This window comes from uncultured Alistipes sp. (assembly GCF_963931675.1).
Classification (GTDB): domain Bacteria; phylum Bacteroidota; class Bacteroidia; order Bacteroidales; family Rikenellaceae; genus Alistipes.
Genome location: NZ_OZ007039.1, coordinates 875,606 through 892,313 on the forward strand (window position 1 = coordinate 875,606; position 16,708 = coordinate 892,313).

Consider the following 16,708-nt stretch of genomic DNA (forward strand, 5'->3'; position numbering starts at 1 on the left):
TTCATGAAAAAACAGGCACTCATCACGGGTGCGACCTCGGGTATCGGGCGCGCCACGGCGTTGCGGCTTTCGGCCGCGGGCTATGCGGTTATCGCCACGGGACGGCGCGCCGAACGGTTGGCCACGCTGAAGGCCGGGATCGAAGCCGCCGGGGGCAGCTGCACGACGCTTGTCTTCGACGTGCGCTCCGAGGAGGAGGTGCGCCGCCACCTGGAGCCGCTCGAACGGGTGGACCTGCTGGTCAACAACGCGGGTCTGGCGGCCGGGCTGGAGCACATCGACCGCGGCGACACGCGCGACTGGGACGCCATGATCGACACCAACGTCAAGGGGCTGCTCTACGTCACGCGGGTGATCGCCCCGAAGATGGTCGCAGCGGGCAGCGGGCATATCATCAATCTCGGCTCGATCGCCGGCACGGAACCCTACGAAAACGGGGCGGTCTACTGCGCGTCGAAACACGCCGTGCACGCCATTTCGCAGTCGATGCGCGCCGACCTGCTCGCCTCGGGGATCAAGGTCACGGAGATCCGCCCGGGGATGGTCGAGACGGAGTTCTCGGAGGTGCGCTTCCACGGCGACCGGGCACGTGCCGCGGCGGTCTACGAAGGGGTCGAACCCCTCACCGGCGCGGATATTGCGGAAGCAATCGCATGGGTCGCACAATTACCGGCGCACATGAACGTTAATGATATGGTATTGATGCCGAGCCGACAGGCCGGTTCGTACTATACGTACCGCAAAAAACAATAAACACATACGACCATGTATCAACCCCTTATCGTCCTGCTTCAGGCAGGTTACTACACAGAGTCGCACGCCGCGCGCTACGACGCCGCGACGATGGGCATGTTCTTTCTGATCATCGCCATCGGCGTGATCGGATTTCTGGTGCAGGCACGCCTGCAGTCGGTTTTCAAGAAGTATTCGAGAGTCCAGTTTCCGGGCGGCCTGACGGGCGCCGAGGTCGCCGAGAAGATGTTGCGCGACAACAACATCCACAACGTGAAGGTGACGCACGTCGGCGGGCAGCTCACGGACCACTTCAACCCGCAGACGATGACCGTGAACCTGAGCGACTCGGTCTATTCGTCGACGAGCGTGGCCGCGGCGGCCGTCGCGGCCCACGAGTGCGGCCATGCCGTGCAGCACGCCCGGGGCTATGCGCCGCTGGTACTCCGTTCGCAGTTGGTTCCGGTGGTGCAGTTCGCCTCGTCGGCCGCGACATGGGTGATCATCCTCGGGCTGGTGATCCTCGCCACGACGCAGAACGAGGTGCTCTGCTGGATCGGCGTGGGTCTGATCGCCATGTCGGCGCTCTTCTCGATCGTGACGCTCCCCGTAGAGTACAACGCCTCGGCGCGGGCTCTGGAATGGTTGCAGGCGAGCCGCACGATGCAGGGCATCCAGCTCACGCAGGCCAGGGAGGCCCTTTCGTGGGCGGCCCGGACCTACCTGGTGGCCGCATTGAGCGCCATCGCCTCGGTTCTCTACTACGTCTTCCTGATTCTCGGGCGACGCGACTGACACACGAATGGAGACCCCGGAAAAAGACTATACCCATCGCACCTGGCTGGCGGCCGCGGCACTCATTGCAGTGCTCGTGGCCGTAAGTTTCATTCCCCCGCAGAGCATCGGGGGGATCAGCCTGCGGCGTGCGAACATCCTCTCGGACCTGGTGACGTTCGACGATTCGGCCGCAGAGGAGGTGTCGGAGAGCCCGGAGCTTTACGACGAGGAGGAGTTCCGGATCGACCTTGCGGAGGTGGCTTCGCGCATCGAGGCGGACACGACGCCGCGGGAGGTCCCCACCTGCTACGAATGGCGGCTTCCGGCGGAATTCGCCCCCTACGAGATGCGGGAGCCGGACTCGGCACGATGGGTGGAGACGCTGACGCCGATCGAGGATTACAGCGACAGCGGCCTGCTGCGGGCCTTCTGCGACACGCTGCTGACGGCCCGGCGCCCGGTGCGGATCGCCTTCCTCGGGGACTCGTTCGTCGAGGGCGACATCCTGACGGCGGACCTGCGTGAACGGCTCCAGGCAGCCTTCGGCGGGCGTCCCGGCGGCGGGACGGGCTTCGCACCCATGGCCTCGCCGCTGACGGCCTTCCGGCGCACGGTGAAGACCCAGGCGAAAGGCTGGACGACCTACAACATCATGCAGCGCAAGGCGGCTCCGGAGTTTCTCCGCGAGCACTTCTATGTCTCGGGCTGGGTGAGCCAGCCCGCCGCCGGTGCCTCGACCCGCTGGGAGAATACCGACTACCGCAAGGGGCTGGACGGCGTGACCGACGCCCGGATCCTCTTCCTCTCGCCGCACGACAGCCGCGTGGAGGTGACGCTGAACGACACGCTGCGCCGGGAATTCGCCGTGGCGGGCGACGCCTCGGTGCGCCAAATCGCCGTCACGGCCCCGCACATCCATTCGCTGGGCTTCCGGGTCCTCTCCGGGACGGATCGCTTCATCGGCTACGGGGCCATTTTCGAGGGGCGCGGCGTCGTGGTGGACAACTACTCGGTGCGCAGCAACAACGGCCAGGCGATGTTCTGGACCAACCCGTCGGTGAACGCCCGGATCCACTCGTTCGCCCCCTACGACCTGGTGATCCTCCAGTACGGGCTGAACATCATGCAGGCCGGCGTGAAGAGCTACCGCGGCTATGCGTCGCAGATCGAAAAGATGGTGGCCTACGTGCGCCAGTGCTTCCCGGGGGCTGCGGTGCTGGTGCTGGGCGTGAGCGACCGCTCGGTGAAGACCGACGCGGGCTTCGAACCGATGGACGCCATCCCCTACATGCTGGAGAGCCAGCGCGCGGCGGCCCGGAATACGGGCGCGGCGTTCTGGCCCACGAGCGACGCGATGCGGGCCCAGGGCGGCATGGCGGAGTTCGTGCGGAACGGCTGGGCCGGAAAGGACTACACGCACATCAACTACGCCGGCGGGCGCCGCGTGGCATGGGCGCTGTTCGACGCCCTGAATGCCGAAGCGTGCCGGGCCTATGCCGAGCGCCGGGCGGCGGAACTCCGCCGTGCGGAGGCTGCCGAGGTGATGGACTCCCTGCAACGGGCGCGGATCGAGCAGGCCCTGCTCCCGGCCGCCGGACCCGAAACCCATAACCTGCCACGCCCATGACACTCCCCGCCACAGACGGATTCTGGGAAAAACTGCAGGCGCTCCTGACCTACGACGCCACCTCGCCGCTGATCTTCAGCAGCGGGCTTTTCCTGTTTCTGTTTGCGGGATTTCTGCTCATCTACAGTGCATTCCGGCGGGCCCCGATGGCGCGTATTGTCTACGTGGTGCTCTTCTCGCTCTACTTCTACTACAAGTCGAGCGGCATCTACTTCCTGCTGCTGATCTTTGCCGCGGCGAGCGATTTTCTGATTGCCAGGGGCATCCACCATGCCGAACGGCGCCGGACGAAACGGTGGCTCGTGGTGCTGAGCGTGGCGGTGAACCTCGGAATGCTGGGCTACTTCAAGTACACGAACTTCCTGATCGACATCTCGAACCAGCTCTTCGGACAGGGGTTCCTGCAGTTCCAGAACATCTTCCTGCCGGTGGGCATCTCGTTCTTCGTCTTCCAGTCGATGAGCTACACGATCGACGTCTACCGGGGTCAGCTGAAGCCGCTCACCAACTGGCTGGACTACCTCTTCTACCTGTCGTTCTTCCCGCAGCTGGTCGCCGGGCCGATCGTGCGGGCACGGGACTTCATCCCGCAGATCCGCCAGAACCCGATCCGCATCACGCGCGAAATGTTCGGAACGGGGGTCTTCCTGATCCTCACGGGCCTCTTCAAAAAGGCGATCATCTCGGACTATATCTCGCTGAACTTCGTCGACCGCGTCTTCGACGAGCCGCTGCTCTACTCGGGCTTCGAGTGCCTGATGGGCATCTACGGCTACGCGCTGCAGATCTACTGCGACTTCTCGGGCTATTCGGACATGGCCATCGGCATTGCGCTGCTGCTGGGCTTCCGCTTCCCGAAGAACTTCGACGCCCCGTACAAGTCGGCGACGATCACCGAATTCTGGCGGCGCTGGCACATCTCGCTCTCGTCGTGGCTACGCGACTACCTCTACATCTCGCTGGGCGGCAACCGCAAGGGTCGCCTGCGCACCTACTGGAACCTGCTCCTCACGATGCTGCTGGGCGGGCTGTGGCACGGTGCGGCGATACGTTTCATCCTCTGGGGCGGGCTGCACGGCGTGGCGCTGGCGCTGCACAAGCTCTGGATGAGCGTCGTGCCGGGGGCCAAGGCCCTGGGGTCGCAGATGCACTGGTGGAGCCGTGCGGCGGGGATCTTCGTGACCTTCAACCTGGTCTGCTTCGGCTGGCTGATGTTCCGGGCCGAATCGATGCAGACGGTCTCGCTGATGCTGCACCAGATCTTCGAGAACTTCAACGCCGCGATGATCCCGCAGGTCATGGCGGGCTACGCCGGGGTCTTCGCGCTGATCGCCGCGGGTTACGTGCTGCACCTGCTGCCGGGACGAGTCGACGCCGCGGCGCAGCAATTGGTGGTCCGGGCGCCGCTGGTCATGCAGGTGCTAATGGCCGCCGTGATGATCTGGTGCGTCATGCAGATCAAATCGAGCGACATACAGCCCTTCATCTACTTCCAATTTTAAATGACCGATGCAGAACCTTGACCGGCAACTCTTTCTGGCACTGAACTTCGACGGCGGACCGACGTGGGACCGTGTGATGCTCACGCTCTCGGGCACGACGATGTGGATCCCGCTCTACGTGCTGATTCTCTGGCTCGTATGGCGACAGGCCGGATGGCGGGGAATGGTGTGGTTTCTGGTGCTGATGGCGGCGGCCGTGGCGCTGGCCGACATGATCGCGGGAATCTTCAAGCACAACGGCCTGTTAGGGGGCCTGCTGCCCGATTTCGAACCGCGCTGGCGACCGATGTTCACCCCCTCGCTCGAAGGGCTTGACATCGCACCCGACTCGCTGCGCGTGCTGCGGCGCCTCTCCCCCGAGGCATTGGCCGCAGCGGGCTATTCGGGCGACTGGGCGGTGCACGTCCCCGTCGAAGCGGTCAGCGGCCGCTACGGCAGCGTCTCGGCACACGCTGCTACGATCGTGACGCTGGCGCTCTTTGCGGCCCGGGTAATCCGCCGGCGGTGGTTTTCGATACTGGTTACGCTCTGTGCCCTCATGATCTGCTACTCGCGCATCTATCTCGGCAAGCACTTCCCGATGGACCTCGTCTGGGGCGCGCTGGTCGGCGCGACCCTGGGGTGGGCGGTCTGCATCGCCTACCGCCGCCTGACCAAAGGAAAACAGGCGGACAAGTAACCGTGCCGCCTCGGCCGGAACAGGCGGACGATCCCAAAGCATACGAAGAGAGGGAGCGCTATTGTGCGCTCCCTCTCTTTTTGACCGGCCCTCCGGTGAGGATCAGAATCCCCAGTCGGCAGGGTTGCACTGCTGCTTGACCTCTTCGGGCACGTCGGGGAAGAAGGTGAAGCCGGTCTGCTGCTCGATCTCGGAGACTGGAACGGCAATCTCCCGCAAAACGGTCCGGGCGCTCGAAGCATCGAGTTGAGTGAAGGTATTCAACCAGAATCCGACACACTGCAACTCGTCGGCCGAACACTCCTGGATGGGTTTGCCGGTATTTCCGCTGCGGGTGCGCAGCAGCACTTTGTACTGATGGGTGGGCATCACGCAGAGTTTCTGGTTCGGATCGGGAGTCGGCTGGTCGTAGTTCGATGAATCGTAATCGGTCCAGTCGTCGTGCTGATAGTAGCATCCGGCCACCACGAAGAGTGTATCGGCCACGATGTTCATATTGGTCGAGTTGTCATCGGCCGTGATGTCGTTATTCCGGTTACCGGTTCCCGAGATCAACGCTTCGATGTAGCCCCAAACCTCGCCAAAGGTACTGCCCGAAGTGTTGGGCTGCGGAGCGACGTTGGTCGGATAGAAGGTCTGTCGGTTGATCTCCGTATCGGGACCGCCCCGTTCGCGCGACATGCAGAGGTGGCCCTTGGTCCAACTGCCGGAAAGTCCCAGGCTGGACAGGGTGTTCGTTGACCAATATTGGTAGGGATCGCTGCCGTTCGGGCCGTCGGACTGATAGATCTTCGACTGATAGCTTGCATCGAGCGCCGGATCGGGAGCCCACGGATCGGGCGAAGTACGATCGAAACCACCCTCGCCGTAGACCGCATGCATCGGATAGGCGACCCAAATGGGGTTGTGGCGGCGCGTATCGTAGCAGTAGGAGTAGTTGCGGACCACCTTGTTGCTGCGGACCGAGCGGGTCCAGTGGGTATAGAAGGCGTAATCGCCCGAGATCGTCGCCCGGTCGGAAGTGGGAGCCACCCAGTTTCTGGGCAGCTCGGCCCAGCGGTACTCCTTGCCGGACGCACCGAAGTCGATCTGCTGACCGCCGCCTCCGGCCGTCAGGACAATATCGTCGAAATTCAGCCCGTACTGGCGGTCCACACCCGTCGGAACCAGCCGGATGCTGAGTTGCGAGGCGGGCTCCGCAAGGGTAAAGCCCACCGAGGTTTTTGCCCAGGTATTATAGACCGATGCTCCGGTATAGACGAGCGGCTTCCAGACCGTCCCGTCGGCACTGACTTCCAGAGTCATGTCTCCGGCCGGGAAGATCGTTCCGAAAGAGAGCGTATAATCGGTCTGCCCGGCGGGAAGCGTAATATGCCGAATCTCGAAATAATCCGTCTCAGGATTCTCATACATACGGGCATAACTGCCGCCCGAAGCTCCGGCATACTTCCCGGCGCTTCCATAAGGGCTCGCAATCTGCACGTTGTAAAGGGAGTAGGAAACAGTCGACGCACCCGTACCGGTTTGGGTCTTCCACGCTTCATTCTGATTGGCCCAGACCCAGTCGGAGCGCTCCGGACCAAAATCGAGGCTGAAGAGCGTCTCGCCGGAACTTTCGGCACTCCGCAAGATCGTCACCGTGGCTTTTTTAACGGTCGAGCCCTCTCCGGCCGTAACGGTCAGCGTCGAGGTTCCGACCGGAGCCGCCGTGACGGTGATCGTCCCGTTGCCGCTCCCGGCCGCAGGGCTGAAGGCCAGGCCCGGATCGGATGCCGTCACCGTCCACGACGCATTCGAAGTCACGGTGATCCGGTTGGTCCCCGCGGCATCGAAAGTCAGCGTTTGGGGCGCGACCGAAAGGGTCGCCGCATCCGGTTCGGCAGCGGGCCGCGTCACCGTGGCATAGGTCGGGACGGACTTTCCCGAAACGGGTTTCACACCGAACTGGAGGGTCTCTCCCTCAGGCATCTCGGTCACGCAGAAGGAGCCGTTGCCCGATCCGGTCGCCGGGGAGACGGAAACGCCCGCAACGTCCGGGGTCCAGTAGACCTGCCACGCCGTGTTGGCCATGACCTGAACCGTATTCTTCGCAGGGTCCGATTCATCGAAAGTAAACGTCACGGGCTGAACGGCCGCATAGAGGTCGTCGTCCGCAGAGTCGTCACCACACGCCGTGAAGAGCGACAATACGGCAGCCGGAACTCCCAAAAACAACATTGGGAACCTCCGGATGCCGGACAGAAAACGCAGAGAGAGAATTTGTTTCATAACACGAATTTAGTTAGATGAGAGGGTTAAATATAAAAACATTTTGTGAATAAACAAAATCGTCCAAGAATTGAAACGCCTGCCGGGTTGCGATTTTGCGTGTTTTTCACTATTTTTGCGGGGATATACCACGAAACATCAAAAACTGACGACATGGCAATCGAACTCAGCGAACAGGAACAGCTTCGCAGACAGTCGCTCAAGGCCTTGCGCGACCTGGGCATCGAACCCTACCCCGCCGCCCGCTACGAGGTGACGGCCACGGCGCGCGAGATCGCCGAGGGTTACGACGACAACGCGAAGAACTTCCAGGAGGTCCGCATCGCGGGCCGCATCATGTCGCGCCGCATCATGGGCAGCGCCTCGTTCTTCGAGCTGCAGGACCACACGGGCCGCATCCAGGTCTACATCCGCCGCGACGACATCTGCCCCGAAGGGGACCCGACGCTCTACAATACGGTCTTCAAGAAACTCCTCGACATCGGCGACTTCATCGGGGTCGAAGGGTTTGCATTCCGCACCAACACCGGCGAACTCTCCGTACACTGCAAGCACTTCACCGTGCTGTCCAAGTCGATCCGCCCGCTACCCGTCGTCAAGGAGAAGGACGGCAAGACCTTCGACGCCTTCACCGACCCGGAGGTGCGCTACCGCCAGCGCTATCTCGACCTGATCGTCAACCCGCAGGTCAAGGAGACCTTCGTCAAGCGCGCGAAGATCATCTCGACGATGCGCGAGTTCTTCAACTCGAAGGGCTATGTCGAGGTCGAGACGCCGATCCTGCAGCCCATTCCGGGCGGAGCCTCGGCGCGTCCCTTCATCACGCACCACAACTCGCTCGACATCGACCTCTACCTGCGCATCGCCACGGAGCTCTACCTCAAAAAGCTGATCGTCGGCGGATTCGACGGTGTCTACGAGCTGGGCAAGAACTTCCGCAACGAGGGCATGGACCGCACGCACAACCCCGAGTTCACCTGCATGGAGATCTACGTCGCCTACAAGGACTACCGCTGGATGATGGAGTTCACCGAGCAGTTGCTCGAACGGATCTCGATGGCCGTGAACGGCACCACGGAGCTGACGATCGACGGACGGCAGATCTCGTTCAAGGCGCCGTTCCGCCGCCTGACGATGACCGACGCCATCCGCGAGAAGACCGGCTACGACATCACGGGCCAGACGGAAGAGCAGCTGCGCGAAGCCTGCAAACGGCTCAACGTCGAGATCGACGACACGATGGGCAAGGGCAAGCTCATCGACGCCATCTTCGGTCAATACTGCGAGGAGGAGCTCATCCAGCCGACATTCGTCTGCGACTACCCGATCGAGATGTCGCCGCTGTGCAAGCGCCACCGCGACAACAAGGAGCTCACGGAGCGTTTCGAGCTCTTCGTCAACGGCAAGGAGCTCTGCAACGCCTACTCGGAGCTCAACGACCCGATCGACCAGCTGGAGCGCTTCCAGGAGCAGCTGCGCCTCTCGGAGAAGGGCGACGACGAGGCGATGTTCATCGACATGGACTTCGTCCGCGCACTGGAATACGGCATGCCGACCTGCTCGGGCATGGGCATGGGCATCGACCGTCTGACGATGTTCATGACGGGTCAGAGCTCGATTCAGGACGTGCTCTTCTTCCCGCAGATGCGCCCCGAGAAGAAGCCCGTGAACGATCCCGTCGAGGCCTACACCGCCATCGGGGTTCCCGAGGAGTGGGTTCCGGTGATCCAGAAGATGGGCTACCTGACGGTCGACTCGCTGCGCAAGCTCGCCCCGGGCAAGTTCTTCAACGACCTCTGCGGCTTCAACAAGAAGAACAAACTCGGCCTGAAGGCCCCCTCGATGGAGGAGGTCAAGGCGTGGTGCACGAAGGAATAGGATCCCGGAGCGATGAAAGGCAGCGAAAACACACCGGTCCGCCAGCAGCCCATCGGGCTCATGCCCGGGAGCCTCGCGGCCTTCGCCCTGTGCGGACTGACGATGAGCGGACTGCTGCCCGGCATCATCTGGAAACTGGTCTCCATCCTCCTCTGCGGAATGATCTGGTGGCAGGCCTCGCTCAACGTGATGGCCAAAATGGCCCGCCGCCAACGGATCATCTACCTGGCGCTGTGTTGTGCCGGAGTGCTCCTCATGCCGCTCGTCGGGGCCGAAGAGCTGGCACGCCTGGAGCACTTCGCACTGAAATTCACCGGAGTTTTCCTCTGGGCACTGATTATTGCAATTATCTACAACATTATTTATAAAAACAAACCGAAAATGAGAAAGAAAATCGTTGCCGGCAATTGGAAGATGAATACGCTTCCCGCCGAAGGAGTCGAACTGGCAAAAGGCGTCGTTGCAGGACGCGGCGAGGTATGCTCGTGCGTGAACTTCATCGTCTGCCCGCCGTTCACCCACCTTGCGATGGTTGCCGAGGCCCTGAAGGGCTCGGACGTCGAACTCGGAGCCCAGAACTGCGCCGCCGAGGCCAAGGGTGCCTACACGGGTGAGGTCGCCGCACAGATGATCGCCGCCCTGGGTTGCAAGTACGTGATCCTCGGACACTCGGAGCGCCGCCAGTACTACGGCGAGACGTCGGAGACGCTCAACAAGAAGATGGCCCAGGCCTATGCCAACAACCTGACGCCGATCTACTGCGTGGGCGAAAACCTCGATGAGCGCGAGGCCGGCAAGCACTTCGACGTGGTGAAGGCCCAGATCGAAGAGGTCGTCTACAACCTCTCGGAGGAGCAGTTCAGGAATCTCGTGATCGCCTACGAACCCGTCTGGGCCATCGGTACGGGCAAGACCGCCACGGCCGACCAGGCTCAGGAGATCCACGCCTACATCCGCAAGGTGCTGGCCGACAAGTTCGGAGCCGCCGCTGCCGAGTGCCCGATCCTCTACGGAGGTTCGTGCAAGCCCTCGAACGCTGCCGAAATCTTCGCCAAGGAGGATGTCGACGGCGGTCTGATCGGCGGTGCCGCCCTGAAGGCCGAGGATTTCCTCGCTATCGGCAAGGGATTTCAGAAATAGGAATCTCCGTCAAGCAAGTCCCGGAGCGGTAGAGAGCCGCACCGGAATTTCGAAAAAAGCGGGCCCGAACGGTTCGGGCCCGCTTTTTCATGCGAATGCGGAACCGGACGGGCACTCCGGAACCCCCGACGCCCCGGATTTTCGGCCGTTCGGCTCAAAGCAGGGAAATCCGAGGAAATTCAGGAGACGAAAACTGGATGTGGAAGCAAAAATTTTTGCTATCTTTACAGAAGATACCGGAAACCAACAACCATACCCATGAGCAAACTGATCATCCACGATTTCGACGATTTCGCCCGCTACACGGGCCAGGAACTGGGCGTATCGGACTACCTGAAGATCACCCAGGAGCAGATCAACCTCTTTGCGGACGCCACGCTCGACCACCAGTGGATCCACGTGGATCCCGAACGGGCCCGGACCGAAAGCCCCTACAAGACAACCATCGCCCACGGCTATCTGACCCTCTCGCTGCTGCCCTACCTCTGGGGGCAGGTCGTAGAGGTCGAGAACGTGAAGATGCTGGTCAATTACGGCATCGAAAAACTGCGTTTCAACCAGGCGGTTACGGTCGGCAGCGAAGTGCGCCTGCGGGCCACGCTCCTCTCGCTGACCAACCTGCGCGGCATCGCCAAGGCCGAAATCAAGGTCGCCTTGGAGATCCGCGACTGCCCCAAGACGGCCATGGATGCCACGGTAGTTTTCCTCTACCACTTCAAGTAACGCCCGGAACCGCCTCCCGGCAACGGACAAAAAGCCGGGCCCGTCTTGAAACGGGTCCGGCTTTTTCATCCCCGTTCGGTATCGGGGCGCAGTCGCACGGGATCAGTCGTCAATATCGATCACCCGGAAATCCTTGTCGAATTCGATTTCGATGCCGTTCGAAAGCTCGATCTCCCAGGTATAGGAGTTGCGTTCGATCTTCTTGATGAATTGGTTCGGGAAGCTGCTCTTGGCTACGTAAGCGCTGATCTGCGTCGGGACGATCGAGGCCGGAACGGCCGCATACTTGCGTACCACGGAGGACCACTCGCCATTCGAACGGAACTCGACCTCGGTGCGGTCGGTATAGGTCACCTCATACTCCGAGCCGACCAGTTTGGGGTCCTCGACGGCATAGGCGAGGGTCAGATCGGCAAAATGGGTCTTCAGAAAGGTCTGGGCCGGAGCGGGCAGCTGTTCGAGCGTAATCGGGCGGTCGTTGTCAGCCAGCGAAACGGTAATTCCGGCAAAGAGAAGAGCGACGGTAACAAAAATCTTTTTCATAATCGTAATTTTTAATTGTTAAACGTTTTCGGTTTTATTTTACGATACAAAGATCGGGGGCAATTCTGAACGGAATCTAAAATTGCACCCTCCCGCGCGTTTTTTTCGCAAAAAGTTCTCGAGATTCCGGCTTCCGGACCCCATTTCCCGGATTTCGGTCCTTTCGACGCATTGTTACGGTTCCGATCGCAGGGCTTCAATCCGCTCCACGGAGAGCGTCGGATCCCAGCGGCACGGAATCCCATATACCGCCTCCACCATCCGGAGATACGTCTCGATCGGCTCCAACTCCATTGCATTTCGCAGCGAATCGACCGCCGGCGGTGTCTGTTGCGAAAGTCGGATGACCTCGGCGCGAACCGCCTGATCACGATCATGAACCACACGCAGCAGCGAATCCAGGTTCCGGGCCGGAAGATGGAGGCTCCAACCGAGGAGTCCCGTCCACAAAAGCAACATGCATTTCATCATCAGCAGCATTTAAGGTTAGTCATTCGAACGAAAAACCCCCGAAAGGAGGTCTGTCTGAGCATACCTTCTTCGGGGATTTCGGGGCACAGGTCGGAGTGGGAGACCTTGGACTCCCCCCCCCTCCACCTATGTGGAATTACATCTTCTTACCCACGTTGGTCTTCTTGGCAGCCTTCGGAGCGGCAGCCTTGGCGGCCGTAGCCTTCGGGGACTTCGGAGCCGCAGTCTTCTTGGCCGGAGCCTTCTTGGCCTCGCCCTCGACTACCGTAGCATCCTCGACAGCGTCGGTCTTCTTCGCAGCGCTCTTGCGCGAACGGCGCGTCTTGGGTTTCGCCTCAGCGGCGGCTGTCGGCGTGATACCGAGCGTGTAGGCCTCGTTGAAGTCCACGAACTCGATGATGCACATGTCGGCGGCATCGCCCAGCCGGAAGCCGGTCTTCAGGATACGGGTATAACCGCCCGGACGCTCGGCAATCTTCGGGGCGATCGTGCGGAACAGCTCCGTCACGGCCTCCTTCTGCTTCAGGTACGAGAATACGACGCGGCGCGAGTGGGTCGTGTCCTCCTTCGACTTGGTCACCAGAGGCTCCACGAACTGCCGAACGGCCTTTGCCTTCGCAACGGTGGTTTCGATGCGTTTGTGCAGAATCAGCGACGAAGCCATGTTCGAAAGCATCGCCTTGCGGTGTCCTGCCTGACGGCCGAGGTGGTTGAAATTCTTATTGTGTCTCATTTAATTAATCTTTGTCAAGTTTGTAGATTGATACGTCCATTCCGAACTTCAGGTTCAGAGAGGCCAGCAGCTCGTCGAGCTCCGTAAGCGACTTCTTGCCGAAGTTGCGGAACTTCAGCAGGTCGTTGCGGTTCAACTTCACCAGATCGCCCACCGTGTCGACATCGGCAGCCTTCAGGCAGTTCAGGGCGCGGACGCTCAGATCCTGATCCGAAAGCTTCGTCTTCAGCAGTTGGCGCATGTGAAGCACATCCTCGTCGAACTCTTCAGCACCGCTCGTGTCCTCCATGTTGACGGTGATCTTCTCGTCGGAGAAGAGCATGAAGTGCTGGATGAGAATCTTCGCGGCCTCCTTGAGCGCCTCTTTGGGGTGAATCGACCCGTCGGTAGTAATTTCCAAATTCAGCTTCTCGTAGTCGGTCTTCTGCTCGACGCGGTAGTTCTCGATCGAGTACTTCACGTTCTTGATCGGCGTGAAGATCGAGTCGATCGGGAGCGTCCCGAACTCGCAGTCGGCGGGCGTGTTCTCCTCGGCGGGGACATAACCCCGGCCCTTGCCGATCGTAAGCGTCATCTGCATCTTCGTCCCCGGGGCCAGGTGGCAGATCACCAGATCCGGATTGAGGACCTTGAAGAACGACAGGTAATTCGAGATATATCCGGCAGTCAGCTCCGTCACACCCGCAACGTTAATGGACACTTTTTCGGCATCCTGGTTGTCGACTGTGCGGATAAAGCGAACCTGTTTGAGATTGAGGATGATGTTCAACATGTCCTCCATCACACCGGGGATAGCGGCGAACTCGTGGTCGACACCGGCTACCTTGACAGTCGTGATCGCATAGCCTTCGAGCGAGGAGAGCAGGATACGACGCAAAGCGTTACCGACAGTCATCCCGAATCCGGGCTCCAGCGGTCGGAATTCGAACTTCCCGAACGACGAAGTGGATTCGAGCATGATAACCTTCTCAGGTTTCTGGAATGCTAATATTGCCATAATGCGTGAATTGTTTGATTACTACTTCGAGTACAACTCGACGATAAGCTGCTCCTTGATGTTTTCCGGAATCTCCTCACGCTCGGGACGCTGGAGGAATTTGCCGCTCATCGTGGCGTTGTCCCACTCCAGCCAGGCGTAGCGGCTCTTCGACGAACCGGCCAGGGAGGTCGTAATCACTTCGAGGCTCTTCGACTTCTCGCGAACCGACACGATGTCACCCGCACGCAGCGAGTACGACGGAATGTTGACGACCTTTCCGTTGACACAGATGTGGCAGTGCGAAACAAGCTGACGGGCTGCAGCGCGCGTCGGGGCGATACCCAAGCGGTAAACCACGTTGTCCAGACGGCATTCGAGCAGTTTCAGCAGGTTTTCACCCGTGATACCGCCCATACGGGCTGCCTGTTCGTACGTGCGCGAGAACTGCTTCTCCAGCAGACCGTAGGTATATTTGGCCTTCTGCTTCTCGCTCAACTGCGTGCCGTACTCCGACACTTTTTTGCGCTTGCGCGCCAGACCGTGCTGTCCGGGGGGAACATTGCGCTTTTCGAGCACCTTGTCCGCACCATAGATAGCCTCGCCGAACCTGCGGGCGATTTTCGATTTAGGTCCTATGTATTTTCCCATTTTAGTGACGATTTTAATAACTTGAAAACATTTCCTTCACCAAACCGGCGGCGCTTATACACGGCGGCGGTTGGGAGCACGGCAGCCGTTGTGCGGCAGCGGGGTGACGTCGATGATCTCCATCACCTCGATCCCCGCACCGTGGATGGTGCGCACGGCCGACTCACGGCCGGCACCCGGACCCTTGACATAAACCTTCACCTTGCGCAGGCCCATGTCGTAAGCGACCTTCGCGCAATCGGCGGCCGACGTCTGGGCGGCATACGGCGTATTCTTCTTCGAACCACGGAAACCCATCTTACCGGCCGACGACCAGCTGATGACATCGCCCACCTCGTTGGTGATGGTGATGATTACGTTGTTGAAAGTGGAGTGTACATAGGCGTTACCCACGGCACCGACCTTAACAACCTTCTTCTTGACTGTTCCAGTTTTCTTTGCCATAATTCTCTAAAGATTACTTCGTTGCCTTTTTCTTGTTTGCGACGGTCTTCTTGCGGCCCTTGCGGGTACGCGCGTTGTTCTTGGTCGACTGGCCGCGGACCGGAAGGCCCAGACGGTGACGGATCCCGCGATAGCAGCCGATATCCATCAGGCGCTTGATATTCAACTGAACCATCGAGCGGCATTCGCCCTCGACCTTGATGCCCATTTCGGCGATCTGCGAACGGATGGCGCCGACCTGATCGTCGGACCAGTCCTGAACTTTGACGTCGTAGCTGATGCCTGCGGCGTCGAGAATCTTGCGAGCCGTCGAGCGACCGATCCCGTAGATATAGGTCAGGCCGATCTCGCCTCTTTTGTTTTTCGGTAAATCTACACCGACAATACGTGCCATATTGAAATTTTCTCTTTTTTAACTTGTTAAACTAACCCTGGCGCATTTTGAACTTGGGATTCTTCTTGCAAATCACGTACAGTTTGCCTTTACGCTTTACAATCTTGCAATCCTCGCTTCTCTTCTTGATGGATGCTTTAACTTTCATTTTTCAAGCGTTCTAATTATTTGTACCGGAAAGAGATACGTCCTTTCGTAAGGTCGTAGGGCGTCATCTCCACTTTGACCTTATCCCCGGGCAGGATCTTGATGTAGTGCATCCGCATCTTGCCGGAGATATGAGCGGTAAGCACGTGACCGTTGTCCAGTTCGACGCGGAACATCGCGTTCGAAAGGGCTTCGATAATCGTGCCGTCACGTTCGATAGCTGCTTGTTTTGCCATAGAGTTTCAGTTGTTAATTGCCTGTTCGATGATACTGAAGTCCGTAAGGACATCCGGTCCGGACTTGCGGACCGCCACGGCGAACTCGTAATGAGCCGCGGGTTTGCGGTCGCGGGTGCGGACCGTCCAGCCATCCCGTTCGAACACCACCGCCTTGGTCCCCATGTTGATCATGGGTTCGATGCAGATGACCATGCCCTCCTTGAGCAGAGGTCCTCTGCCGCGTGCGCCGTAATTGGGGACACCGGGGTCTTCGTGCATTTTCCGACCCAGTCCGTGTCCTTCGAGTTCGCGCACCACGCCGTAGCCGAAGCTTTCGGCGTACTCCTGCACGGCCGCCGACACGTCGCCCACGCGATTGCCGGCCTTGGCCTGTGCCGTACCTTTATAAAGAGCCTCTTTGGTGACCTCCATGAGCTGTCGTACATCCTCCGACACCTCGCCAACGGCGAACGTATACGCCGAATCACCAACAAACCCCTTCATAAACGTACCGCAATCGACCGAAACGATGTCGCCCTCCTTGAGGACGCATTTCGAGGATGGGATACCGTGAACTACCTGTTCGTTAACCGATATGCATAACGAAGCGGGAAATCCCTGATATCCGAGGAAAGCGGGAACTGCTCCGTGCGCGCGGATGAACTCCTCGGCGATACGGTCCAATTCCAGGGTCGTGACCCCCGGGCGGATGTGACGACCCACTTCCGCCAGGGTCTGCGACACCAGAATATTGTTTTCGCGGAGCAGTTCGATCTCCTCGTCTGTTTTCAAATAGATCATTTAT

General features: G+C 60.0%; 19 protein-coding genes. 8 read left to right on the forward strand and 11 right to left on the reverse strand.

Annotated features, from left to right (window positions below; all coding sequences use genetic code 11):
* Positions 1 to 3: 3 nt before the first annotated feature.
* Genes ABGT65_RS03810 through ABGT65_RS03830 form a run of 5 tightly spaced genes read left to right on the forward strand, consistent with a single transcriptional unit; the run spans position 4 to position 5,317 of the window.
* On the forward strand, positions 4 to 753 hold the full coding sequence (locus ABGT65_RS03810) for an SDR family NAD(P)-dependent oxidoreductase (RefSeq protein ID WP_346699856.1): 750 nt from the start codon (positions 4 to 6) through the stop codon (positions 751 to 753).
* A 12-nt stretch (positions 754 to 765) separates the two neighbouring features.
* Positions 766 to 1,527 carry a zinc metallopeptidase gene (locus ABGT65_RS03815; protein ID WP_346699858.1) on the forward strand — a complete coding sequence of 254 codons (762 nt, stop codon included), beginning with the start codon at positions 766 to 768 and terminating at the stop codon, positions 1,525 to 1,527.
* A 7-nt stretch (positions 1,528 to 1,534) separates the two neighbouring features.
* On the forward strand, positions 1,535 to 3,136 hold the full coding sequence (locus tag ABGT65_RS03820; protein ID WP_346699859.1) for a hypothetical protein: 1,602 nt from the start codon (positions 1,535 to 1,537) through the stop codon (positions 3,134 to 3,136).
* Positions 3,133 to 4,638 carry an MBOAT family protein gene (locus ABGT65_RS03825; protein ID WP_346699861.1) on the forward strand — a complete coding sequence of 502 codons (1,506 nt, stop codon included), beginning with the start codon at positions 3,133 to 3,135 and terminating at the stop codon, positions 4,636 to 4,638. Before ABGT65_RS03820 ends, ABGT65_RS03825 begins: the two co-directional genes overlap by 4 nt.
* A 7-nt stretch (positions 4,639 to 4,645) precedes the next feature.
* Positions 4,646 to 5,317: a phosphatase PAP2 family protein gene (locus ABGT65_RS03830; protein WP_346699863.1), complete on the forward strand. Its 672-nt coding sequence runs from the start codon at positions 4,646 to 4,648 to the stop codon at positions 5,315 to 5,317.
* A gap of 102 nt (positions 5,318 to 5,419) precedes the next feature.
* Here ABGT65_RS03830 and ABGT65_RS03835 read toward each other — a convergent pair whose 3' ends face one another.
* Positions 5,420 to 7,585, reverse strand: coding sequence for a DNA/RNA non-specific endonuclease (locus ABGT65_RS03835; RefSeq protein WP_346699865.1), 2,166 nt, complete (start codon positions 7,583 to 7,585; stop codon positions 5,420 to 5,422).
* A gap of 153 nt (positions 7,586 to 7,738) precedes the next feature.
* Here ABGT65_RS03835 and lysS point away from each other — a divergent pair, with 153 nt between their 5' ends.
* From lysS to ABGT65_RS03850, 3 genes are all read left to right on the forward strand, one after another.
* Positions 7,739 to 9,463 carry a lysine--tRNA ligase gene (gene lysS, locus ABGT65_RS03840; protein WP_346699866.1) on the forward strand — a complete coding sequence of 575 codons (1,725 nt, stop codon included), beginning with the start codon at positions 7,739 to 7,741 and terminating at the stop codon, positions 9,461 to 9,463.
* 381 nt (positions 9,464 to 9,844) lie between these two features.
* A complete protein-coding gene (gene tpiA, locus ABGT65_RS03845) occupies positions 9,845 to 10,603 on the forward strand; it encodes a triose-phosphate isomerase (RefSeq protein ID WP_346703050.1) in 759 nt (252 codons plus the stop codon).
* Between the two features lie 258 nt (positions 10,604 to 10,861).
* Entirely contained in the window at positions 10,862 to 11,326 is a 465-nt protein-coding gene (locus ABGT65_RS03850) for a MaoC family dehydratase (protein ID WP_346699868.1), read from the forward strand.
* Positions 11,327 to 11,428: 102 nt separating this feature from the next.
* Here the strand turns inward: ABGT65_RS03850 and ABGT65_RS03855 are convergent, their stop codons facing one another.
* From ABGT65_RS03855 to map, 10 genes are all read right to left on the reverse strand, one after another.
* On the reverse strand, positions 11,429 to 11,869 hold the full coding sequence (locus ABGT65_RS03855; RefSeq protein ID WP_346699870.1) for a PepSY-like domain-containing protein: 441 nt from the start codon (positions 11,867 to 11,869) through the stop codon (positions 11,429 to 11,431).
* A 174-nt stretch (positions 11,870 to 12,043) separates the two neighbouring features.
* A complete protein-coding gene (locus tag ABGT65_RS03860) occupies positions 12,044 to 12,337 on the reverse strand; it encodes a hypothetical protein (RefSeq protein WP_346699871.1) in 294 nt (97 codons plus the stop codon).
* A 139-nt stretch (positions 12,338 to 12,476) separates the two neighbouring features.
* Positions 12,477 to 13,073, reverse strand: coding sequence for a 50S ribosomal protein L17 (gene rplQ / locus ABGT65_RS03865; RefSeq protein ID WP_346699873.1), 597 nt, complete (start codon positions 13,071 to 13,073; stop codon positions 12,477 to 12,479).
* 4 nt (positions 13,074 to 13,077) lie between these two features.
* A complete protein-coding gene (locus ABGT65_RS03870; RefSeq protein WP_346699875.1) occupies positions 13,078 to 14,070 on the reverse strand; it encodes a DNA-directed RNA polymerase subunit alpha in 993 nt (330 codons plus the stop codon).
* A gap of 21 nt (positions 14,071 to 14,091) precedes the next feature.
* Positions 14,092 to 14,700, reverse strand: a complete 609-nt coding sequence (gene rpsD / locus ABGT65_RS03875) for a 30S ribosomal protein S4 (protein WP_346699877.1) — start codon at positions 14,698 to 14,700, stop codon at positions 14,092 to 14,094.
* A gap of 54 nt (positions 14,701 to 14,754) precedes the next feature.
* A complete protein-coding gene (gene rpsK / locus ABGT65_RS03880; protein WP_022307380.1) occupies positions 14,755 to 15,144 on the reverse strand; it encodes a 30S ribosomal protein S11 in 390 nt (129 codons plus the stop codon).
* Positions 15,145 to 15,157: 13 nt separating this feature from the next.
* Positions 15,158 to 15,538 (reverse strand): 30S ribosomal protein S13, encoded by a 381-nt coding sequence (rpsM, locus tag ABGT65_RS03885; protein WP_087263403.1) that lies wholly within the window; start codon positions 15,536 to 15,538, stop codon positions 15,158 to 15,160.
* Between the two features lie 31 nt (positions 15,539 to 15,569).
* Positions 15,570 to 15,686, reverse strand: a complete 117-nt coding sequence (ykgO, locus tag ABGT65_RS03890) for a type B 50S ribosomal protein L36 (protein WP_010262443.1) — start codon at positions 15,684 to 15,686, stop codon at positions 15,570 to 15,572.
* A gap of 16 nt (positions 15,687 to 15,702) precedes the next feature.
* The gene (gene infA / locus ABGT65_RS03895; RefSeq protein ID WP_009597667.1) at positions 15,703 to 15,921 is read right to left on the reverse strand and encodes a translation initiation factor IF-1; all 219 of its coding nucleotides are present in this window, start codon (positions 15,919 to 15,921) and stop codon (positions 15,703 to 15,705) included.
* Positions 15,922 to 15,927: 6 nt separating this feature from the next.
* Positions 15,928 to 16,704, reverse strand: a complete 777-nt coding sequence (gene map, locus ABGT65_RS03900; protein WP_346699879.1) for a type I methionyl aminopeptidase — start codon at positions 16,702 to 16,704, stop codon at positions 15,928 to 15,930.
* Positions 16,705 to 16,708 lie beyond the last annotated feature (4 nt).